A 22,563-nucleotide genomic window follows, 5' to 3' on the forward strand; every position below is an offset into this window, starting at 1 on the left:
GTTTCCGCCGTCGCCCTTCGGGCTATGGCGGACAAGTCGCTTCGCTCGCAATGACGTCGGCTGTTATGAAGCAAGGCTACCAAACACCTCTTAAAACACCGTGCCGTCGCTGAGGATGGTCAGCGGCGGCGAACCGTCCGGGCGGCGGGCGAAGGCGAGCTTGCGGCCGGCGGCCCAGCTGCCGCCTTCGAGGATGCGCGCCAAGGGCAGCTGTTCCGCCGTCTGGCCGGTGCGCTGGCGGATCAGCGCGGCCAGGCGATCGAGCAGGCCGACGGTCAGCGCGCGCCATTCCACCACCAGCGGGGAATCAACGGCATGCGCCCGCGCGGCATCGGCGGGATCGCGCAGCACCAGCACGCCGCCGTCGACGAACAGGCCGCCATTGCGGTATTCGGCGAGTCCCGTAAGGCCGTCGATGTTCTCGAGCACGAGGCCGGCGCGCTGCAGCGGTTCGATCAGCGAATAGCTCAGCCATTGCGACAGCTTGTGCAATGGGACGAGACCGCTGGTCGCGTCATCGGTGACCAGGGAAGCATGGTGCCAGCAGTCGCCGAGCGCGATGCCTTGCAGCGTCAGCCGCGACGGCCAGATTGGGCCGAGCTGCAGCAGCACCTGCTGCAGAATGTCAGCGGCCTGGAGGTGGCCGCCGATCGCACCGGCGGCGAGCTGATCGAACAGACCGCCGGGACGTGGGGTATCTTTCCGACCGAAGATATCCGGCTTTGCAGCCGTGACCTCGCCTAGCCGGCGCAGCAGCGCAACGCGGCCTTCGAGTCCGACCAGCGGATTGTCGGCGCTCACCTGGAAGCCGCGTTCGAGATCGGCGACGATGATGTGCTGCAGCTTCGCGGCGTCGGCCCGCAGCGGATGGCTTGCATCGGCCGAAAACGCACCGCGTGCGAACATGTCGAGGCTCGCCAGTGCCAGCCCTTCGGAGCGGCCGATGCGTGCGCCGGTCACGGCATCCTGATAGCGCCACGCCGCGCCGGCGCCGGCGTCGAGCAGCACGCTGGTGATGGCGAGATCGAACTCGGCGCGCGCCCGTGAAGCCGCATTCGGCCAATTCACTTTGTCGGCGATCGCGGCCCAGCGATCGACACCGCCGACCACGAAATGCCGCCAGCGCGAGTGGAACGGCACCTCGCCGCCGGGATAGGCCCTGCGGGTCACGTCGAGCACGAGGTCGGCAATCGCATCGAGCTTCGCGAGATCGATGCGGAAGTGCGGCAGCCTGTCGGCGAGACCGAGCGCAAGCAGCTGATGCGCCCGCTCGCGTACGGCGCGGGCGGACAGGAGATATGAAACGTCGGTCATGATCAGCCGCTGCGCTAGTACTTTTCGAGCGGTCGGCCGACGGTGTCGCCGAGCGCCTCGGGCTTCTGCGGCTCCAGCGAGAAATAGCCGGCGGCCTTCTTGGCCGCGATCTCGACATGGGCATCCGCCGGGATCAGCTCGTCGGGGATCGGCACGCGCTCGACGATGTCGACACCCTGGCCAACCAGCGCATCGTGCTTCATGTCGCTCATCGAGATGAAGCGGTCGATGCGTTTGATGCCGAGCCAATGGATGACGTCGGGCATCAATTGCTGGAAGCGCGCATCCTGCACGCCGGCGACGCATTCGGTGCGCTCGAAATAGGCCGCCGCGGCGTCGCCGTCCTCCTGGCGCTTGCGCGCATTGTAGACCAGGAACTTCGTCACCTCGCCGAGCGCGCGGCCTTCCTTGCGGTTGTAGACGATGATGCCGAGGCCGCCGTTCTGCCCGGCCGCAACGCATTCTTCGATACCGTGGATCAGATACGGGCGACAGGTGCAGATGTCGGAGCCGAACACGTCGGAGCCGTTGCACTCGTCATGCACGCGACATGTGATCTTCGTCCGGCTGTCATTGAGCTTGTCGACGTCGCCGAACAGATAGACCGTGGTGCCGCCGATCGGCGGCAGGAATACCTGCAGGTCGGGCCGGGTCACCAGCTCCGGATACATGCCGCCGGTCTGCTCGAACAGGCCGCGGCGCAGACTGGTCTCGCTGGTGCCGAAGCGCGCGGCCACGCCGGGCAGGTACCACACCGGGTCGATCGCGATCTTCACCACGGAGACGCTGCCATTGGCATGCACGACGTCGCCGTCATGAACGAGGCGCTTGGCCGCGAGCGCCGCATGCAACTCAGGAAGCTCGATCCGCGCCTTGGTCACGGCGATCGTCGGCCGGATATCGATTCCTTCCGCGATCTCGCCGCCGAAATTCTCGGCCACCAGATGGCCCCAGGGATCGAGCGCGACGATCTTCGCCGGATCTTGCCACTGCGCGAACGGGCCGATCGTGGCGGCGGGATGGGTGTTGGTGAGATCGGGGCGGCGGATCGGATCGAGCGCACCAGATGATACCGCGAGCGCACGGTAGACCGTGTAGGAACCGCCATGGCTGCCGATCACGTTGCGGTCCTGCGGACGTGATACCGTGCCGATCACGGGTCCGCGCTCGCGCGCGTTCTCCGCGCCCCAATGAAGCGGGAAATTGTGCTTGGCGCCTGGCACCGGGTGCGAGGTCAGGCGGATGTGATCCGTACGGTTGGAGCGAGTCATCGGACAGCCACCCCCAAAACGGCAACGGCCCGCCTTGACGACGGGCCTGAGCAGAACGCGTTCACGTTTTCCATGCACCAATATAGCAGTTTTTCCCCGCCAAACAAGTGGTCCCGGGTGGCCGGTTATTTGTAAACGAATGGTTTCGGATCCCGGTCGGCGGTCCCGCGGCGTCAGGCCCTGGCATGGCGCTTGCCTTTTGCAGGCGACGCCGCCAGCTTGGCGCGCATATGGAATTCTCGAGGGCAACGGCGGCATGGACCTGATCATTCGCAATGCGGTGCTGGCGCAGCACAGTGAGCTGCGCCGGGCCGATATCGGAGTTTCCGACGGCACCATCGTGGCGATCGCGCCGTCATTGCAGGCCGACGGCGAACAGCGCGATGCCGAGAACTGCCTCGTCGTGCCCGGCTTCATCGAGACGCACATCCATCTCGACAAGACCTGCATCCTCGACCGCTGCACGATCAGGGAAGGGACCGTGGCAGAGGCGGTGAGCGAGACTGCGGCCGCCAAGCGCAACTTCACGGCCGACGATGTCTACGCGCGAGCAAAGCAGACCGTGGAGCGTTGCGTCAGCCACGGCACGATGCGGATGCGCACCCATGTCGAGCTCGATCCCGGCATCGGTTTCATCGGCTTCGAGGCGATCCAGCAGCTCGCGCGCGACTATGCCTGGGCGCTCGACCTCGAGATCTGCGTGTTTCCGCAGGAAGGGCTCACCAACTATCCGGGCACCGAGGAGCTCTTGATCGAGGGCCTGCGCCGCGGCGCACGCACCATCGGCGCCGCCCCCTATTTCGACACCGACCCGCCGGCACAGATCGACCGCATCTTCGCGATCGCGCGTGACCACGACGTCGACATCGACATGCATCTCGATCTTGCCGAGACGCTCGATCACATGCAGATCGAATATGTCTGCCGCAAGACGGAGGAATACGGCTGGGGCGGCCGCGTCGCGGTCGGCCACGTCACGCAGCTGTCGCTGCTGCCGCCGGAGCGTTTCGACGCGATCGCAACGCAGCTCGCCAATGCCGGCGTCGCAGTCACCGTGCTGCCCTCGACCGACCTGCATCTGATGGGGCGCCGGCACGATCACGCGATCCCGCGTGGCGTGGTCCCGCTGGAGCCGCTGCGCGCGCGAGGGGTGACCTGCTCGCTCTCGACCAACAACGTGCTGAACCCGTTCACGCCGTATGGCGACGGCTCGCTGATCCGGATGGCGAACCTCTACGCCAACGTCTGCCAGGTCTCGCGGCCGGATCATCTTGCGGGGTGTCTCGACATGGTCACGCACGACGCGGCGCGGCTGATGCGGCTCGATGACTACGGCATCGAGGTCGGCGCGCCGGCCGATCTCGTCTGCATCGATGCAGCGACGCCGACCGAGGCCGTGGCGACCCTGGCGCAGCCGCTCTGGGGCCTCAAGCGCGGCCGGCCGTCGTTCTCGCGGACGCGGCCGGTGCTGTACCGGCCGGGGTGAAACGATGAGGGGTGTTGCATGACGCTGTCGCCACATTCGTCATTGCGGGGAGCGAAGCGACGAAGCAATCCAGAGTCCTCGTGTAGCCCTGGATTGCTTCGCTTCGCTCGCAATGACGTCGGAGTTCGGATAGGAGTTTTGCAATGCGCGTGATCAACGTCGCCGCCGCCCAGATGGGACCGATTCAGCGCGCTGACAGCCACGAGGCGGTCGTCGCGCGCATGATCGCACTGATGGACGAGGCCAAGCGCAAGGACGCCGACCTGATCGTCTACCCGGAGCTGGCGCTGACCACGTTCTTTCCGCGCTGGTACATGGAGGATCAGGCCGAAGTCGACAGCTGGTTCGAGCGCGAGATGCCCAATGCGGCCGTGCAGCCGCTGTTCGATCGCGCCGCGCAGCATCAGATGGCCATGTATCTCGGCTATGCCGAGCTGACACCGGACGGGCACCACTACAACACGGCAGTTCTCACCGACCGCGCCGGCAACATCGTCGGCAAGTATCGCAAGGTGCATCTGCCCGGCCACGAGGAGTTCGAACCGGAGCGCAGCCACCAGCATCTGGAGAAGCGCTATTTCGAGCCGGGCGATCTCGGCTTTCCCGTCTGGCGCAGTCTCGATGGCATTATCGGCATGGCGATCTGCAACGATCGCCGTTGGCCGGAGACCTATCGCGTCATGGGGCTGCAGGACGTCGAGCTGGTGCTGATCGGCTATAACACGCCGTCGGTGAACTCATTGAAATCGGCCGAGGGACTGCAGCAGCGCCTGTTCCACAACCGGCTCTCCGCGCAGGCCGGCGCCTATCACAACTCGTGTTGGGTCGTCGCGGTCGCGAAGGCCGGCGTCGAGGACGGTCATCATCTGATCGGCGGCAGCCTGATCGTCAATCCCGACGGCGAGATCGTCGCGGAGGCGGTGACGGAAGGCGACGAGGTGCTGGTCGCACCCTGCGATCTCGATGCGACGAGGTTCGGCAAGCAGACGATCTTCGATTTCGCAAGGCATCGGCGGATCGAGCATTACCGGCTGATCACCAGCCGCACGGGCGCGGTGCCGCCGGAGTGAGGCAGGAGAGAGAGTGGGCCTGACCACGCTGATCAGCAGTTGCATTGTCAGGCACGAGCGCCGCTACACAAACAGTGTCGTCCCGGCGAACGCCGGGACCCATACCGCGGAAGCTATCGAGGAACGGAGCTGACAGTTGCCTGCCTCACGTCGGCCGGCGGCTATGGGTCCCGGCTCAAGGCCGGGACGACAGCGGAGTGTGAGATGGCCGGCCGGGCAGGTCCGTGCAGGGGCAAACGACGGATGTGCGAACCACTCACCCCGCAAACGCCACCGCGCCGAGCGCCATGGTCACTGCGGCCTGGGTCGGATCGATCACCGGAATTCCCAGCGCGTCCTCCAGGTTCTTGCGATGCCGTGCCATGCCGGCGCAGCCCATGACGATGGCGCCGGCGCCGTCCTCGTCCTTCAGCGCGCGGCCGACCGCGATCATCTTCGCCAAGGTGCCTTCGCCTGACGCCGTCTCCGCCACGGTCATGTCCAGCGGGCGCTCCGCGGCCAACCGATCCATCAAGCCCATCTGGCGGAGATAGCGGATGTGGCGGCGGATCGAGCGCTGCGCGATGGCGAGCACGCCGAACGTATCGGCGCGGGTCAGCGCGGTGAGCACGCCGCATTCGGCGATGCCGAGCACCGGCCGTGCCGTGGCCTCGCGGCAGACATGCAGGCCAGGGTCGCTGTAGCAGGCGATCACGAACGCGCTGGATGCGTTGTCGCCCTCGACGAAACGCCGCAGCGGCAGGGTGACGCTGTCGGCATCCTTCTGGCTCTCGATGCCGTATGGACCTTCCTTCAAGGTCTCGCAGACGATCTCCGGCCCGTCGGCGAACATCAGCGGCTTGAGCGCCGCCGCCAAGCCGTCGGTGACCATCTGGTTGGAGTTCGGATTGATCACGGTGATGCGCGGGCGGGACATGGGAGCTACCTGCTTCTTCAGTGTTGACGGCGCGTGACAGGCAACCACTATGCCACGGCTGACGCAATGGGGCCGATGCGGTCACCTCGCGTCCACGGCGTTCCATCTGGCAGAACTAGGAGATCGCGATGACCGAGCCGGCCTATGACCTGATCATCCGAGGCGGGCGCGTCGCCACCACCACCGATACGTTCGAGGCTGATGTCGCCATCACAGGCGAGACCATCGCGGCGATCGGCCGCGGGCTCGGAACGGCGAAGCGCGAGATCGACGCGCGCGGCAAATATGTGCTGCCCGGCGGCGTCGACAGCCATTGCCATATCGAGCAGCTCTCGGCGGCAGGGATCGTCAATGCCGACACCTTCGAGAGCGCCACCACGTCGGCCGCCTTCGGTGGCACCACGTCCGTGATCTCCTTCGCGGCCCAGCATGTCGGCATGCAGTTGCCCCAGGTGGTCGAGGACTATCACGCGCTGGCGCGCAAGGGTGCCGTGATCGACTACGCGTTCCACATGATCGTCGCCGATCCGACCAGGGAGACGCTGGAGCGCGACCTGCCGGCGCTGATCCGTCAGGGCCACGGCTCGATCAAGATCTTCATGACCTACGACCGGCTCAAGATCGACGACGAGCCGCTGCTCGACATTCTCGTCGCCGCGCGCGAGGGCGGCGCCATGCTGTGCGCGCACGCCGAGAACCATGGCATCATCTCCTGGATGGTGAAGCGGCTGCTGTCGCGCGGCTACACCGCGCCGAAATACCACGCCATCAGCCACGCGCGCTTCTCCGAGGCCGAGGCGTTCAACCGCCTGATCGGCATGGCCGCCCTCGTCGATCAGCCGATCATGATCTTCCACGTCTCGACCGCGGAAGGCGCCAAGGTGATCCGCGATGCGCGCGGGCAGGGGCTGAAGGTGTTCGCGGAGACCTGTCCGCAATACCTGTTCATGACGGCTGATGATCTCGACAAGCCCGGCATCGAGGGCGCGAAGTGGATGTGCAGCCCGCCGCCGCGCCGCGCGCCCGACCAGGAGGCGCTGTGGCAGGCGCTGTCGCTCGGCGATCTGCAGACCATCTCCTCCGATCACGCGCCGTATCGCTTCGACGAGACCGGCAAGCTGCGCGCCGGCCCCAACCCCAACTTCAAGCAGATCGCCAACGGCCTGCCGGGCCTGGAGCTGCGGCTGCCGCTGCTGTTCGATGCGATGGTGTCGAAGGGCCGGCTCGGCCTCAACAAGTTCGTCGAGCTCACGGCGACGGCGCCGGCCAAGATCTACAATCTGCATCCGAGGAAAGGCGCGATCGCGATCGGCGCCGATGCCGACATCGCGCTGTGGGATCCGGACAAGCACGTCACGATCAGCGATGCCGCCATGCACGACCTCGCCGGCTACACGCCGTTTGCGGGGCGCAGCGTGCAGGGCTGGCCGGTGACCGTGCTGTCGCGCGGCCGCGTCATCATTGACAACGGCAGACTGTCGGCCGCGCCCGGCTCCGGCCAGTTCCTCGCCCGCAGCGGCGGCGAGGCTGCGAAGCCGACGGGGCGCCTGGTCGCGGATATGGACCCGGAGCAGAATTTTGGGGCGAAGCTGCTCTAGACGCGAAGAGCTGTTGGAGTAGCTGATCATGTTGACGCGGTCGCTCCGCTCTCCGCCGTCATGCCCGGGCTCGACCCGGGCATCCACGTGCTTCCCGGGATGCCGCCGGACGTGGATGGCCGGGACGGCGCCAGGCCATGACGTGGGGCGAGAGCTGAATGCCCTTCGTCGATCGCTGTCCAGGCGAGGACCTCCTTGATGCATGTCCTGATCTTCGGCGGCGCCGGCTTCGTCGGGCTCAACATCGCGCAAGGGCTGCTCGAGCGCGGCCATGCCGCGACGATCTTCGACGCAGCGGCTCTGCCGAACGCGGCGGAGCGCGCCTTTGCGCCGTATCGCGAGCGTCTGCACCTCGTGCAGGGCGACGTCACCGATGCGAGCGCTGTTGCGGCCGCGATCGCCGGCGGCTGCGATGCCGTTGTCATGGGCGCCGCGATTACCGCCGGTCCGGAGCGTGACGCATCCGACCCCGAGCGCATCCTCGCGGTCAATCTGCTGGCGCAGGTGCCGATCCTGCAGGCGGCGCGGCGCAGCGGCATCCGCCGCGTCATCAATCTCTCCTCGGCGGCGTCCTACGGCGCCAGCGGTCAGCGCTTTGCCGTGCTGGAGGAGAGCACGCCGTGCGAGCCGGTGTCGCTCTATGCGATCAGCAAGTTCGCCTCTGAGCGCGTCGCGTCGCGGCTGTCGGACCTGTGGCAAACCGACGTGATCAGCGTGCGCCTGTCGGCGGTGTTCGGCCCGTTCGAGCGCGGCGGCGGCGTGCGCGACACGCCATCGCCGCAGACGCTGATCGCGGCCTGTTGCGCGCGCAATGCGCCGGCGCTGCTGAACGAGCCGGGCGACAAGGACTGGGTCTATGCGGTCGACGTCGCCGACGCGGTCTGCCGGTTGCTGGAAGCCGAGATGCCGCAGCACACGCTCTACAACATCTCCAGCGTAGCCACGTTTACAGTCGAGGCCTGGGGCCGCGCCTTCGCGCAAGGCCGCCCCGGCTTCGTCTGCCGGCTTGCGGAGCAGGGCGAGACGCCGACGGTGCCGGTGTTCGCGCCGAGCCGCGGCCGGCTGTCGACGACGCGACTGGCCGAGGAGTTCGGCTGGCGCGCGCGCTTCGACTGCGCGGCATCGGCCGAGCATTTCGGCCGCTGGTTCGATCAGTACGGGAGAGACTGAGATGAGGCTCAAGGCGAAGGTCGCGGTCATCACCGGCGGCGGCTCCGGCATCGGCCGCGCCAGCGCCGTCATGTTCGCGCGCGAGGGCGCTTATGTTGCGCTGGTCGACCGCGACGCGGCAGGCGCGGAGGAAACCCTGTTGCTCCTGGCCAAGGCCGGAGGCCAGGGCCGCGTGTATGTCGGCGATGTCGGTGATGCGGATTTTGCAAAGGCGACGGTCGAGAGCGTGGCAGCCGCGCGCGGCCGGCTGGATGTGCTGATGACCGCTGCCGGCTTCTCCTGCGGCGGCACCGTGGTCACGACCGATCCCATGGATTGGGACGCGGTGTTCCGCGCCAATGTCGGCGGCACCTGGCTGTGGGCCAAGGTCGCGGTGCCGATCATGCAGAAGCAGAAGGCCGGGTCGATCATCACCGTGGCATCGCAGCTTGCGGTCGCCGGCGGCAAAGGCAATAGCGCCTATATCGCCGCCAAGGGCGCGATCATCAGCCTGACCCGCACCATGGCGGTCGACTTCGCTACCGACGGCATCCGCGTCAATGCGCTGGCGCCGGGTGCGATCGACACGCCGCTGCTGCGCCGGAGCTTTGCGCGCCACGTCGATCCGGAGCCGGTGCGCGAGGCCTCGCGCCAGCGCCACGCGATGAAGCGCTTTGGCGCGGCCGACGAGGTCGCGGCCGCCGCGCTGTTCCTGGCCAGCGACGAGGCGTCGTTCACGACCGGCATCGTGCTGCCGGTGGATGGCGGCTGGCTCGCGGCGTAGCTCAACGCCTGGCCGTGCCGGACTTCCGATCGCGCCCGCGCAAAATGTCCGCAAGCGCGGCCGCGTTGCGAGACAGCGGCTCGAAGCGAGGCGTCAGGAGATACGCGCGCATCGGAATCTTCGGTGCGAGTGGCCGTGCCGCGAGGTCGGGCCAGGCGCGGCCGCGCAGCACGAATTGGTCGACCACGGCAAGGCCCGCGCCGGCGCGGGCCATGGCGCAGGCGTCGGGCGTGTAGCGCACGATCGTGGTCGGCTCCGGGCCGCCGGCCAGGGCCGACGTGACGATGTGACCATAAGGCGTCTGCGGGCCGAAGCCGACCAGCGGATAGGGCAGCATGTCCTTCGGTCTGATGCTGCGCAGCCTCGTCAGGGCATGGTCGGCCGGCATGATCACGTGCAGCGCGCCCTCCGCGATCGTCTCTACCGCGACTGTCGGCTCGTCGACCGGCAGCACAGTGATGCCGAGGTCGGCGCGGGCTGTGCCGACGCGGCTGACGATCTCCAGCAGGGTCAACGATTCGAACTCGACGCGCAGATCTGGAAAGCGGCCGCGCAGCCGCGCCAGCGCCTCCGGCACCATGCTGTGGGCCGCGCTCGGGCTCGCCACCACGCGGATGGTGCCCGTGCCGCCGGCGCGCAGTTCGTCGGCGAGGTCGTTGATGCGCGCGACGCCGCGATGGACGTGCTCGACCTCGGCGAACAACCGCTTGGCCTCCGGCGTCGGCTGCACCCGGCCGCTGATGCGCTCGAACAGCTTGAGCTTGAGGCCATCCTCGGTATAGGCCAGCAGCCGGCTGATCGCGGGCTGCGACACCGAGAGCAGCCGCGCAGCGCCGCTGATCGAGCCCGTCATCATAATCGCGCGGAACACCTCGATCTGGCGCAGATTGAGCGGCATGCGACCTCTTGTCTCGCTGTGGATGGCTGTCGACTCTAGCCGCCGCTGCCGCCCCATAACAAGCTGTTATGGGCGGCGGACAAATCGGTATGGTCGGTGCCGGACCTGCTTTGCTAAGCTTCGCGTGCCGGGTGACATGACTGATGGAGAGAGCGTGAGCGACAGCGAGCGTTTCGATCGCGATTGCGCGTGTCAATTCCGGTGCCCGGCATGAGCGATGGCCTCGCCGCGCTGACGGCCCAGGTCCGTGGCGATCTTGCCAGGATCGCCCATCCCAGCATGCCATGGCTGACGCCCGTCGTCGGTCCCGATGGCCGGCCTGCGCGCGATGTGCTGATCGTCGGCGGCGGCCAATCGGGTCTTGCCACCGCCTTCGCGCTGCTGCGCTCGCGCGTCAGCAACGTTCTCGTGCTCGACAAGGCCGAGGCAGGCCGCGAAGGACCGTGGCTCAGCTATGCGCGCATGCCGACCCTGCGCAGCCCGAAGGACTTCACCGGACCCGATCTCGACGTCCCCTGTCTGACCTATCAGGCGTGGCACGAGGCGAAGTTTGGCGGCGAGAGCTGGCGCAATCTTGACCTGATCCCGCGCGAATATTGGGCAGACTATCTCGCCTGGTATCGCGAGGTGCTCGACCTTCCAGTGCGCAACGGCTGCGAAGTCGTCGATATCGCACCGGCCGCTGACGGACTGCTGCAGGCGACAGTGCGCAGCAAGGATGGTGAGACGACGATCTATGCCCGCAAGATCGTGCTGGCGACCGGGCAGGAGGGGATGGGCGATTGGAGCATTCCGGAGCCTCTGCGCCATTTGCCCGCAACGCGCTGCGCCCATTCCGGCGCCGAGATCGATTTCGACAGCTTGCGCGGCCGCCGCGTCGCCGTGATCGGGGCCGGTGCCTCGGCGTTCGACAATGCGGCGGCTGCGCTCGAAGCCGGTGCGAACAGCGTCGATCTGCTATGCCGCCGCACGGAAATCCAACTGATCCAACCCTATCGCTGGCTGACGTTCCGTGGTTTCCTGCGGCATTTCTCCGAACTCGACGACGTCTGGCGCTGGCGTTTCATGCGCGCGGTCCTCGAGTTGCGCGAGGGCTTTCCGCAGCACACCTATGATCGCTGCGCCCGTCATGCTGCGTTCCACCTGCATGAGGGCGCGCCTGTGCTGATCGCGTGCGAAACGTCAGAGGGAGTCGTGCTGCGGACACCGCAAGGCGAAGTCACAGTCGATTTCGTGGTCAGCGCGACGGGCATCTCGATGGACTTCGCAAAGCGTCCGGAGCTGCAGCGCTTTGCCGCCAACATCGCGCGTTGGTGCGATCGCTACACGCCCGATGCCGGCGAGCGCAACGACCGGCTTGGCGCCTTTCCCTATCTCGCCGACGACTATGCGCTGTGCGAGCGTGTGGCTGGCCGGACGCCGTGGATCCGCGACGTCCATGTGTTTGCCATTGCCTCGACGATGAGCTTCGGCGCGTCGGGATCTTCCATCAATGCAATGACCACCGCGGTGCCGAAGCTCGTGCATGGGCTGACGCGCGGGCTGTTCAAGGCCGACATCGACAAGCATTGGGCCAACTTCCAGGCCTACGATGTGAAGCAGGCCGAGGTGCGCTGTGGCACGTGATTTGCTGCTGAACTCCCATCTGATGCGCTCCCATCTGATGCACTCCCATCTGATGCGCTTGCGTCGCCGGTGACCGCTGGCAGGCTATTTCAGTCCCGGATTTTGAGACCAATGAGGGAACAAGGGCGATGAGTTTCGAGATGTCCAAACGTTCGTTGTTCGCTGCGACCGCCTTGCTCGCGGTGATGCTGGCTGCGCCATCGGCGCATGCGCAGAGCCGCGCCGAGACTCTGCGCTATGTCACCGGTGCCACCGTCAACACGCTCGATCCGAACATTCCGGGCTCGACGCGCGAGGCCTTCGCGCTGTCGATGTCGAGCTACGACCGGCTGGTGTCGTTCGGTCGCAAGCAGCTCAATGGTAAGTGGGTGTTCGATCTCGACACGATCACCGGCGAGCTCGCTGAATCCTATCAGGTCAGCTCTGACGGTTTGAAGATCACCTTCAAGCTGCGCCCCGACGCCAAGTTCCAGGACGGCTCGCCGGTGACGGCCGAGGACGTCAAATGGTCGCTCGACCGCTGCGTCACCGCGCCAATCCTCGGCAAGGCGCAACTGCTGACGGGCTCGCTGACGTCGGCCGATCAGTTCAAGGTCATTGATCCCCTGACGTTCGAAGTGACCTTGCCGAAGCCGGACAAGCTGGCGCTGCCGAATCTCGCGACCGTCTATCCGATCATCATCAACTCCAAGCTCGCCAAGGCGCATGCGACGGCCGAAGACCCATGGGCGCTGAACTGGACCAAGGAGAACGCGGCCGGCAGCGGTGCCTACATCGTCGAGACCTTCAAGCCCGGCGAGCAGGTGATCGCCAAGCGCAGCGAGGCCTGGAATCGCGGCGCGCCGGACAAGCCGGCGGCGTTCAAGCGCCTGATCATCCAGTCGGTGCCTGAACCGGCGACGCGCGCCAACCTCGTGGAGCGCGGCGACGCCGACCTCGTCATCGACCTGCAGGCGAGCGACGTGCAGTCGCTCGAAGGCAAGGGCAAGCTGAAGGTGATCTCGACGCCGCAATACAACGCGGTGACCTTCATCTCGATGAACAACACCATCCCGCCGTTCGACAACGTCAATGTGCGTCGCGCCATAGCCTACGCGCTGCCCTATGACGACATGTTCAAGGCGGCCTTGTTCGGCCGCGGCGCGCCGCTCTACGGCGCGACGTGGGCCGACGGCAAGCCGCCGAGCGGCGGCTATCCGATCCCGCAGCCGATCAAGCTCGATCTGGAGAAGGCGAGGGCCTATCTGAAGGACGCCGGCATGGCGGACGGCTTCTCCACCACCTTCAGCTTCAATGTCGGCCAGGCGGCGACCGCCGAGCCGATGGCCGCGCTGGTCAAGGAATCGCTCGCCAAGATCGGCATCAAGGTGGACATCCAGAAGCTGCCGGATGCGCAGATGTCGACCGCGATCAACGAGAAGAAGCTGCCGTTCTTCACCGAAGGCATCGTCGCCTGGCTGCCCTCGACCGACTATTTCTATCGCAACTTCTACACGGGCAAGCAGCGCTGGAATTATTCCTCGACTGACAATGCCGAGCTGGAGAAGATCGCGCAGGAGGCGCGCTTTGAGGCCGACAAGGCGAAATATGAGGAGCAGGGCAAGGCGCTCAACGCCATCCATTTCGACCAGATGTTCCAGATCCCGATCTGGCAGGCGGCGCAGGACGCGGTGATGCAGCCGACGGTGGACGGCTACGTCTACCAGTTCACGCGGCAGGTCGATTATCGTAACCTGAGTCGCAAGTAACGGGGACGGCTGATAACCATGGGCACGATCGTCGCAACCTTGGCTCGGGCGGGACGACGCTTCGTCTCGTCGCTGCCGGCGCTGTTCGGGGTCCTGGTCTTCACCTTCCTGCTGATGCGCGTGCTGCCGGGGGATCCGGCCGTGTTCTTTGCCTCCGGCCCCAATGCCGGCCAGGAGGAGATCGAGGTCATCCGCCGGCAGCTCGGGCTCGACAAGCCGCTGCCGAACCAGCTCGCGATCTATCTCTACGACGTCGGCCGCGGCAATCTCGGCCGCTCGATGATGACCGGGCAGGCGGTCGCCAAGGATCTCAAGGAGCGGCTGCCGGCCTCGCTCGAATTGACCCTGACGGCGCTGCTGATCGCGCTGGTGTCGGCGGTGCCGCTCGGCGTGCTGGCTGCGCTGCGGCCGGGCTCGCTGGTCGATCACGGCGTGCGGCTGTTCTGCTCGCTCGGCGTCTGCGTTCCGACCTTCGTCTCCGGTCTGCTGCTGATCTACGTGTTCTATTATCTGCTCGGCCTGGCGCCGGACCCCACGGGCCGCATCGATATCTTCGCCACACTGCCGCCGTCGCGGACCGGCTTCCTGATCATCGACTTCCTGCTCGCCGGCGATGTCGAGGGCTGGTGGGCGGCGGCCCGGCAGCTGATGCTGCCGGCACTGACCATGGCGCTGTTCGTGATCGCGCCGCTGGCGCGCATCACCCGCGCCTCGATGCTGGTGTCGCTCGGCAGCGACTTCGTGCGCACGGCGCGCTCGGTCGGGCTGTCGTGGTGGCGCATCGTCGTGACCTATGCGCTGAGGAACGCGATCCTGCCGGTCATCACCATCGCCGGGATCGTGTTCTCGACCATGCTCGGCGCCAATGTGCTGGTGGAGAAGGTGTTCTCCTGGCCGGGCGTCGCCTCCTACGCGCTCGATGCGCTGCTGGTCTCCGACTACGCGCCGGTGCAGGGCTTCGTGCTGCTGATGGCGACGATCTTCGTGATCGTCAATCTGCTGGTCGATGTGCTCTATGGCATCGCCGATCCCCGGGCGACGGTGGCGTGAGTCACATGAGCATGATCGAGACCTCGTCGACCCTGCGCCACACTGCCTTCGTGCTGCGCGGCAATCCGGTCACCGCTGTCGCGGCTGGCGGTGCGCTGCTGCTGGCGCTGATCGCGATCTTTGCGCCGTGGCTCGCGCCCTATGATCCGGTCGTCTCCGACGTACCGCAGGCGCTGCAGCCGCCGAGCGCGGCGCACTGGTTCGGCACCGACCAGCTCGGTCGCGATGTGCTCAGCCGCCTGATCGTCGCGAGCCGGCTCGACCTCACGATCGCGGTGACGGCGGTTGCTGTGTCCTTCGCGCTCGGCTCGGTGATCGGTGCACTCTGCGGCTATGCCGGCGGCCGGCTCGACAAGGCGGTCGGCCGCTTCGTCGACGTGCTGATGGCGTTCCCGCTGTTCGTGCTGGCGATGGCGATGGTCGCCGCGCTCGGCAATCGGGTCGAGAACATCGTGATCGCGACCGCGATCATCAACCTGCCGTTCTACATCCGCTTCGCCCGCGCCGAGGTGAACATTCGCCGCAACCTCGGCTGGGTCGAGGCCGCGCGGGCCTGCGGCGAGAGCCATGTCGCTGTCGTGCTGCGTTTCCTGCTGCCGAACGTGCTGCCGGCGATGGCGGTGCAGATGTCGCTCAATCTCGGCTGGGCGATCCTCAATGCCGCGGGCCTCTCCTTCATCGGCCTCGGCGTCAAGCCGCCGACGCCGGAATGGGGCATCATGGTCGCCGAGGGCGCCCGCTTCATCTCCACGGGGCGCTGGTGGCTGGTGGCGTTTCCCGGACTTGCGCTGATGAGCGCGGTGCTGTGCTTCAATCTGCTCGGCGACGGCCTGCGCGATATCCTCGATCCCCGGATGCGCACATGACGGGCGAATTGAAGATGATCAGCGTGGCGCATCCGAGGATGAGAACGTGAGCGCACCGCTGCTCGAGGTCGAGAACCTCAAGGTCTCCTTCTCCACCCGCCGTGGTATCGTCGAGGCCGTGCGCGGCGTGTCCCTGTCGCTCGCACCGGGTGAGATGCTTGGCCTCGTCGGCGAGAGCGGCTCCGGCAAATCGGTGACCGGCTTTGCCATCACCCATCTGCTCGACAAGGCCGGCCGCATCACCGGCGGCCGGATCCGCTTCAAGGGCCAGGACATCACCCGCGCCGGCGGCGCCGATCTGCGCAGCCTGCATGGTGCTGCGATGGCGATGATCTTCCAGAACCCGCGCGCGGCCCTCAATCCCATCCGTACCGTCGGCCAGCAGATTGCGGATGCGATCCTCGCGCATAGACGGCTGTCGCGGCAGGAGGCGCAGGCCGAGGCGCTGCAACTCTTGAAGGCCGTGCAGATCCGCGATCCCGAGCGGCGCATGAGCGCCTATCCGCATGAGCTCTCCGGCGGCATGTGCCAGCGGGTGATGATCGCGATCGCGATCTCCTGCAGCCCGCAGCTGCTGATCGCGGACGAGCCGACCACCGGCCTCGACGTCACCACGCAGAAGGTGGTGATGGACCTGCTCGCTCATATCGCCGCCGACCGCGGCATGGCGACGATCCTGATCACGCATGATCTCGGGCTGGCCGCGCGCTACTGCGCGCGCGTCGTGGTGATGGAGCAGGGCAGGCTGGTCGAGGAGGCCGAGCCGCTCACGCTGTTCCATCGGCCGCAGCACCCCTACACCAAACGGCTGGTCGCGGCGTCGCCGACGGCGACCTCGCGCATTGAGGATCTGGTGCCGGACGGCGAGCGCATTCCGTTGGTCGCGGTGACGGAGCTGCCGCCCCCGCCGCACGGCACGCCGCTGCTGCTCGACGTCAGGACTGTCAGCAAGCGTTTCGACGACGGCACCGTGGGCGTCGCGGACTTCTCTATGACCATGCGCGGCGGCGAGAGCGTCGGCCTGGTCGGGGAGAGCGGCTCCGGCAAGAGCACGACGTCGCGCATGATCTGTCGGCTGATCGATGCCAGCGCCGGCGAGATCCTGTTCGACGGCCAGTCGATCGGCCAGATCCCGGCGCGCGACTTCCACCGTTCCGAGCTGCGCAAGGACATCCAGATCGTCTTCCAGGATCCGAACGACAGCCTCAATCCGCGCTACACGGCGTTCGACTGCATCGCCCATCCGCTGCTGCGACTGATGAACATGCGCTCAGGCGACAGACTGCGCCGGCGGGTCGAGGAATGCGCCGAGCGTGTTGGCCTGCCGCGCGAGCTGCTGTCGCGCTTTCCGCATCAGCTCTCTGGCGGGCAGAAGGCGCGCGTCGGAATCGCCCGCGCCATCGCCTGCCGGCCGCGTCTGCTGGTGCTGGACGAGCCGACCGCGGCGCTCGACGTCTCCGTGCAGGCCGTGGTGCTGCAGCTCCTGAACCGGCTTCGGCGCGAGGACAACCTCGCATTTCTGTTCGTCAGCCACGATCTCAATGTCGTGCGCATGATGTGCGACCGCACCATCGTGCTGCGCACAGGCCTCATCATCGAGCAGGGCGAGAGCCGGGCGCTGTTCGCCAATCCGCAGACCGACTACACGCGCGAGCTGGTCGATGCCGTCCCGCATATCGACCCGCCGATGGCGCTGGCACCGGCCTGATCCTCGCCCATAACAATCGATTATGGACGGCGGACAACTTGGTATTGGGGCCGCGATCGGCGGAGCTGTTAGTTTGTGCGCATCGCCATCTCAGGTCATCAAAGGGTTGGATCGCGCGTCATGACGGAGCTGATCGAAAGGCTGCAGAGCGCCGTCGGCGCAGCGCATGTTCTCGTCGCAGCCGAAGATCAGGCGCCATATCTGCGCGACTGGCTGGGCAAGTATCGTGGCGCTGCCATCGCCGTCGTGCGTCCTGCGTCGACGGCAGAGGTCTCCGCGGTCATGGCGGCCTGCGCCGAGGCCCGCGTCGCCGTGGTGCCGCAGGGCGGCCACACGAGCCTGTCCGGCGGCGCGACACCGGATGCGAGCGGCGGGGCGATCGTGCTGTCGCTGGCGCGGATGAACCGCATCCGCGCGCTCGATCCCATCGGCCAGACCATGGTGGTCGATGCCGGCGTCGTGCTGGCGAAGGTGCAGGAGGCCGCCGGCGCGGCCGGCCTGCTGTTTCCACTCAGCCTCGGGTCCGAGGGGAGCTGCACCGTCGGCGGCAATCTCGCGGCCAACGCCGGCGGCGTCGCCGTGCTGCGCTATGGCGTGATGCGCGAGCTCACGCTCGGCCTCGAAGTGGTGCTGCCGGATGGCCGCATCTGGGACGGCCTGCGCGCCTTGCGCAAGGACAACACCGGCTATGCGCTGCGCGATCTCTTCATCGGCTCGGAAGGCACGCTCGGCATCATCACTGGCGCGGTGCTGAAACTGTTTCCGCAGCCGACCGCGCGCGCCACGGCCTTCGTCGCGCTCGCCGATGCGGCCGCCGCGCTGGAGCTGCTGCGGCTGTCACGCGCCCATTGCGGCGATCGCCTGTCGGCGTTCGAGTTCCTGACCGCGGCGACGCTGGAGATGATCCTGCGGCAGATGCCGGACACGCGGCTGCCCTTCGCGGCGCTGCCTGAGGCCGCCGTGCTGATCGAGCTCAGCGACATCGGCGACGAGCGCGCGCTGACCACGCGGTTTGAAACCGCGCTGGGGGAGGCGATGGCGCAGGGCCTCGTCGCCGACGCCGTCGTCGCGCAGGACGGCACGCAGGCGAAGGCATTCTGGCGCGTGCGCGAGAGCGTGTCGGAGGCGCTGGTGCGCGAGGGCAAGGCGTTGAAGCACGACATCGCCGTGCCGGTCGCCGAGATCGCCGATTTCGTCGACGTCATGGACGCGGCGGTCGGCGCGGCGCTGCCCGGCATCCGCCCGATGGTATTCGGCCATCTCGGCGACGGCAATCTGCACTACAATCTGATGCGTCCGCTGGCGATGACCGAGGACGCGTTCTACGCCCACGGCCCGCGCATCACACGCCTCGTGCATGACGAGATCACCCGCCGCCGCGGCTCGATCAGCGCCGAGCACGGCATCGGCCAGCTCCGTACATCCGAGATGCCGCTGTGCAAGCCGCCGCTCGAGCTAGAGCTGATGCAACAGCTCAAGCGCACGCTCGATCCGCATGGGCTGATGAACCCGGGCAAGCTGCTGCCGGGTACGTGAGGCAAACTCTCCACGACGTTCTGGTCAGCAGCCCCGGCAGACGCCGTTGACCTTTCGACGGGTCTCTTCGTCGTTCCAGATTCCCTTGGGAGAGATGACCAGCTCAGCTGTCAGTTTCATCGGCGCCCTGAGCTCTGCCGGGATCTTTGGGAAAGGTTGGACCGACCGGAGCCAAGCGATCGTCTGATCGTCGACGGCTTTCACGCCAAAAGTCTTGGTCATTTTCACGTCGATGAGGTTTCCGTCGCGATCGATCGAAAAGGTGATGATCGAGCGGATCTCGGTGGCGTTCTTGACATCGTCGGACAGGACGAGCGGACCGATCCGCAACTGGTGTTGGACCTCGCTGCGATAGGAGATCTCGGGGCCGGACGTGTCGGAGGTTGGAGGCCATTGCAGCTCTACATGGGCGATGCGCTTCTGCATGCCCAGATTGAACGTCGTCTTGATCTCGAACGGCACGTTCAGGTCGTCCGGGACGGGCGGAAATGGTCGCATGCGCCGCAGCCCTGCGAGAACGTCTGCATCGTCGTCGGCCGAGCCGGAGCTCTGGTCAATCGTCGCGTTCAAGATCTTGCCGTCCCGATCGATCGAAAAGACAACTCCCACGTGAACTGTCTTGGTTCTCAATCGTTCTGGGATCGCCCAGGAATTTGCCATGAGATGCCGGTAGAGCTGACGCTTGAACGCGGCTTCGTCTGCAAGCGCTGCCGCGGATATCGAAATCAGGATCAGGAGACCAAGACCGAAGTATCGCATTGAAGCCCGCTCATTCTTCTGCGGATCAATGTAGCTTGCTCGTTGGTTGGTGTCGTGAGGGATTAAGCGGGCAGACATGGCTCGCTTTCGTCCGTAGATCCTGGTCGACAGTCCGTCTTCGGCGACCAGGTCAGGATCAGCGCGCGGTCCGGCGAGTCTGCGCCACCGTGATCCGAGTTCCTGTCTTCAGCAGGCTTTCCAGCGCGGTTTCCACGGCATCTGTGAAGCGAGGATCGTTCGGCAGCTCGGTGCCGAACACCGATGTGACCGACAACAATGCAGGCGCAAGCCGGCCCGCAACCGGGCCGGCGTCATCCGCCAGGGCCCGCAGTCTGGCCGCCAGCGGGTCGCGCAGCGCGATCGGCTGGCGGTGTTCGTCGGTGCCGTTGACGTAGCGCATCCACCCGGCGACGGCGAGCGCGAGGCGGGTGATCGGCTGGCCGCGGGCGAGCCGGTCGCTGATGGTGCCGAGCAGGCGCTGCGGCAGCTTCTGCGAGCCGTCCATCGCGATCTGCGCTGTCAGATGCTTCAGCGCCGGATTGCGGAAGCGTTGCAGCAGTGCGGCGCGATAGGCTGTCACGTCGAAGCCGCCGAGCGCGGGCAGAGTCGGCGTGACCTCGTCGCACATCATGTCCTCGACGAGCCCGGCGAGGTCGGGCTCGGCCATGGCCGCGGCAACCGTCTCGCAGCCCATGAGATAGCCGAGATAGGCGATGGTGGAGTGCGCGCCGTTGAGCAACCGGAGCTTCATCAGCTCGAACGGCGCGACGTCGCGGACGAACTGGGCGCCGCTCTGGTCCCACGCCGGACGGTCGCCGCCGAAATCGTCCTCGATCACCCATTGACTGAACGGCTCGGTCACGACAGGCCAGGCATCGTCGAGCCCGAGCGCGGCGCCGATCTCAGCGCGGTCGGCATCGGTGGTCGCCGGCACGATGCGGTCGACCATGGTCGAGGGAAAGCGGACCTTGTCCGCGATCCATGCCGCGAGATCGCGGTCGATCAGTTCGGCGAAGGCGATGACGAGGCCGCGCAAGGTATGGCCGTTGGCCGGAAGGTTGTCGCAGGCGAGCACGGCGAAGGGCGGCAGCCCCTGTTGCCGTCGCAGCTGCAAGCCGCCTGTGATGACGCCGAGCGTGCTGCGGGGGTGGCCGACATTGAGGCTGTCGTGACGGATGTCGGGATCGTCGGCGCGCAGCGCGCCGGTCGCCGGATCGTGGCTGTAGCCCTTCTCGGTCACGGTGGTGGAGACGATGCGCACGCGGGGATCGGCGAGGCGCGCGAGCAGGCCCGCGGGATCTTCCGGCGCCACGGCGAGGCCGGTGAGCGCGCCGATGACGCGCCGCTGATGTCCGGCACCGTCGCTCGCCGTCACGCTGTAGAGCCCGCCTTGCGGCGCCAGCGCATCGCGGGTGTCGGGCGAGCGCAGGGAGACGCCGAGGATGCCCCAGCGCGGATCGTCCTTGAGCAACGTGTCGGTATAGAGCGCCTGATGGCCCCGATGAAACGCGCCGAGCCCGAGATGGACGATGCCGGTTGCGACCGCCGCGCGGTCGTAGTCCGGCCTGAGGATGCCGGCGGGCAGGCGGTGGAGCGTTGAGGGGCCGAGGCGGTCCATGGCGTATCGGCTCGTCAGAAGATCAGCTGCACTTTGCAGCATTCGGTCTGGTTGTGCTCGAACGTCTCGAATGCGGCGGCGTAGGCGTCGAGCCCGAAGCGGTGGGTGATCAGACGCTCGGGTTGCAGCGTGCCGCGCGCGAACCAGTCGACGACCTTGGCGAACTTGCCGCTGTTGAGCCTGGAAGCGTGGATCGCGAGCTCCTTGGCGGTCACCTTCTGCTGCACGATGGTCGACGGCTCGGCCGAGAAGCCGAGCAGACCGATGCGTGCCGCAGGCGAGGCGATCTCGATGGCCTCGGCGAGAATGGCGGGATGGCAGGCGGCATCGATGATCAAGGTCGGCGTCACATCGGCCGCGGCGAGGGCCTCGGGCAGGGCGGTGCTGGCGGTGTTGATGACGCGGTCGGCGCCGTTGTGCCGCGCCGCTTCGAGCCGGGCATCGATGCGATCGGTGACGATCAGCTGCTTCACGCCGTAGACGTGCTTGAGCACCTGGATCACGGTCAGGCCGATCGGGCCCGCGCCATAGACCAGCGCCACGTCAGAGGCGAACACGCGGGTGTGGTCGCTGATGTTGGCGGCGATCGAGAACGGCTCGACCAGCGGCGCCTTGTCGTCGTCGACGCTGTCCGGCAGCAGATGCGCGTTGGCCGCCGGCACGCAGGCATATTCGGAAAAGCCGCCGTCGCGGTGGACGCCGAGCACGGCGAGATGGGCGCAGACGTTGGGGCGGCCGACCGAGCAGGGATAGCATTGGCCGCAGGCCACCACGGGATCGACCACCACGCGGGCGCCGAGCCGTGCGCTGACACCGTCGCCGAGCTTGTCGATGCGGCCGAAGAATTCATGGCCGATCACGCGCGGATAGCGCGCGAACGGGTTGCTGCCGTGGAGGATGTGGATGTCGGAGCCGCAGATCCCGGCGCGCTCGACCTTGATGCGGACCTCGCCTGCCGAAGGCTCGGGAACCGGGCGCGTTTCGATCGACAGGCGGCCGGGCCGCTCCACCACGAGGCTCTTCACGCGCTCCTCCATCCTTCTCGCCCATTTCGACCGCGAGCTGCCGTCGTATAGCAATCCCAAGTCTTGGATACAAGTTTTTGATTGAAAGCCTATTTGGTATCCCTTATAGGCTTGGAATACAGGAATGACATACAAAGGCCC

At 66.8% G+C, this 22,563-nt stretch carries 18 protein-coding genes; 11 read left to right on the forward strand and 7 right to left on the reverse strand.

The genetic code is table 11. From position 1 onward, the window contains the following. Nucleotides 1-90 precede the first annotated feature (90 nt). Nucleotides 91-1,314 (reverse strand): URC4/urg3 family protein, encoded by a 1,224-nt coding sequence (locus QX094_RS20675; RefSeq protein ID WP_316174811.1) that lies wholly within the window; start codon nucleotides 1,312-1,314, stop codon nucleotides 91-93. A 14-nt stretch (nucleotides 1,315-1,328) separates the two neighbouring features. After that, the gene (locus QX094_RS20680; RefSeq protein WP_316174810.1) at nucleotides 1,329-2,585 is read right to left on the reverse strand and encodes a GTP cyclohydrolase II; all 1,257 of its coding nucleotides are present in this window, start codon (nucleotides 2,583-2,585) and stop codon (nucleotides 1,329-1,331) included. 256 nt (nucleotides 2,586-2,841) lie between these two features. On the opposite strand from QX094_RS20680, the gene QX094_RS20685 reads away from it, so the two are divergent. Further along, on the forward strand, nucleotides 2,842-4,071 hold the full coding sequence (locus QX094_RS20685) for an amidohydrolase family protein (protein ID WP_316174808.1): 1,230 nt from the start codon (nucleotides 2,842-2,844) through the stop codon (nucleotides 4,069-4,071). Nucleotides 4,072-4,214: 143 nt separating this feature from the next. Then, nucleotides 4,215-5,141 carry an N-carbamoyl-D-amino-acid hydrolase gene (locus tag QX094_RS20690; RefSeq protein WP_316174806.1) on the forward strand — a complete coding sequence of 309 codons (927 nt, stop codon included), beginning with the start codon at nucleotides 4,215-4,217 and terminating at the stop codon, nucleotides 5,139-5,141. 256 nt (nucleotides 5,142-5,397) lie between these two features. Here QX094_RS20690 and QX094_RS20695 read toward each other — a convergent pair whose 3' ends face one another. Beyond that, on the reverse strand, nucleotides 5,398-6,057 hold the full coding sequence (locus QX094_RS20695) for an aspartate/glutamate racemase family protein (RefSeq protein WP_316175850.1): 660 nt from the start codon (nucleotides 6,055-6,057) through the stop codon (nucleotides 5,398-5,400). Nucleotides 6,058-6,185: 128 nt separating this feature from the next. On the opposite strand from QX094_RS20695, the gene hydA reads away from it, so the two are divergent. The 3 genes from hydA to QX094_RS20710 all read left to right on the forward strand — a co-directional run bounded on the left by hydA (nucleotide 6,186) and on the right by QX094_RS20710 (nucleotide 9,588). After that, a complete protein-coding gene (gene hydA / locus QX094_RS20700) occupies nucleotides 6,186-7,655 on the forward strand; it encodes a dihydropyrimidinase (RefSeq protein WP_316175849.1) in 1,470 nt (489 codons plus the stop codon). Nucleotides 7,656-7,853: 198 nt separating this feature from the next. Next, nucleotides 7,854-8,825, forward strand: coding sequence for an NAD(P)-dependent oxidoreductase (locus QX094_RS20705; protein ID WP_316188103.1), 972 nt, complete (start codon nucleotides 7,854-7,856; stop codon nucleotides 8,823-8,825). Between the two features lies 1 nt (nucleotide 8,826). Then, complete coding sequence (locus QX094_RS20710) at nucleotides 8,827-9,588, forward strand: SDR family oxidoreductase (RefSeq protein WP_316171556.1); 762 nt, start codon at nucleotides 8,827-8,829, stop codon at nucleotides 9,586-9,588. 1 nt (nucleotide 9,589) lies between these two features. Here the strand turns inward: QX094_RS20710 and QX094_RS20715 are convergent, their stop codons facing one another. Next, nucleotides 9,590-10,486 carry a LysR substrate-binding domain-containing protein gene (locus QX094_RS20715; protein WP_316167649.1) on the reverse strand — a complete coding sequence of 299 codons (897 nt, stop codon included), beginning with the start codon at nucleotides 10,484-10,486 and terminating at the stop codon, nucleotides 9,590-9,592. 210 nt (nucleotides 10,487-10,696) lie between these two features. On the opposite strand from QX094_RS20715, the gene QX094_RS20720 reads away from it, so the two are divergent. The 6 genes from QX094_RS20720 (at nucleotide 10,697) to QX094_RS20745 (ending at nucleotide 19,020) form a co-directional block, all read left to right on the forward strand. Next, a complete protein-coding gene (locus QX094_RS20720; RefSeq protein WP_316171557.1) occupies nucleotides 10,697-12,112 on the forward strand; it encodes an NAD(P)/FAD-dependent oxidoreductase in 1,416 nt (471 codons plus the stop codon). Between the two features lie 128 nt (nucleotides 12,113-12,240). Then, on the forward strand, nucleotides 12,241-13,860 hold the full coding sequence (locus tag QX094_RS20725; RefSeq protein WP_316175848.1) for an ABC transporter substrate-binding protein: 1,620 nt from the start codon (nucleotides 12,241-12,243) through the stop codon (nucleotides 13,858-13,860). Nucleotides 13,861-13,878: 18 nt separating this feature from the next. Then, the gene (locus QX094_RS20730) at nucleotides 13,879-14,910 is read left to right on the forward strand and encodes an ABC transporter permease (protein WP_315750318.1); all 1,032 of its coding nucleotides are present in this window, start codon (nucleotides 13,879-13,881) and stop codon (nucleotides 14,908-14,910) included. 5 nt (nucleotides 14,911-14,915) lie between these two features. Next, complete coding sequence (locus tag QX094_RS20735) at nucleotides 14,916-15,776, forward strand: ABC transporter permease (RefSeq protein WP_315827053.1); 861 nt, start codon at nucleotides 14,916-14,918, stop codon at nucleotides 15,774-15,776. 46 nt (nucleotides 15,777-15,822) lie between these two features. Beyond that, entirely contained in the window at nucleotides 15,823-17,484 is a 1,662-nt protein-coding gene (gene nikE / locus QX094_RS20740; protein WP_315718178.1) for an ABC transporter ATP-binding protein, read from the forward strand. A 120-nt stretch (nucleotides 17,485-17,604) separates the two neighbouring features. Continuing rightward, a complete protein-coding gene (locus tag QX094_RS20745) occupies nucleotides 17,605-19,020 on the forward strand; it encodes an FAD-binding oxidoreductase (RefSeq protein ID WP_315827052.1) in 1,416 nt (471 codons plus the stop codon). A 24-nt stretch (nucleotides 19,021-19,044) separates the two neighbouring features. On the opposite strand, the gene QX094_RS20750 is transcribed toward QX094_RS20745, so the two are convergent. Genes QX094_RS20750 through QX094_RS20760 form a run of 3 tightly spaced genes read right to left on the reverse strand, consistent with a single transcriptional unit; the run spans nucleotide 19,045 to nucleotide 22,422 of the window. Further along, entirely contained in the window at nucleotides 19,045-19,857 is an 813-nt protein-coding gene (locus tag QX094_RS20750; protein ID WP_315718180.1) for a TonB family protein, read from the reverse strand. A 58-nt stretch (nucleotides 19,858-19,915) separates the two neighbouring features. Continuing rightward, nucleotides 19,916-21,397 (reverse strand): mannitol dehydrogenase family protein, encoded by a 1,482-nt coding sequence (locus QX094_RS20755; RefSeq protein ID WP_315718182.1) that lies wholly within the window; start codon nucleotides 21,395-21,397, stop codon nucleotides 19,916-19,918. 14 nt (nucleotides 21,398-21,411) lie between these two features. After that, nucleotides 21,412-22,422 carry a Zn-dependent oxidoreductase gene (locus QX094_RS20760; protein WP_315827050.1) on the reverse strand — a complete coding sequence of 337 codons (1,011 nt, stop codon included), beginning with the start codon at nucleotides 22,420-22,422 and terminating at the stop codon, nucleotides 21,412-21,414. Between the last annotated feature and the right edge of the window lie 141 nt (nucleotides 22,423-22,563).

The organism is Bradyrhizobium sp. SZCCHNS1050 (genome assembly GCF_032484785.1).
Taxonomy (GTDB): domain Bacteria; phylum Pseudomonadota; class Alphaproteobacteria; order Rhizobiales; family Xanthobacteraceae; genus Bradyrhizobium.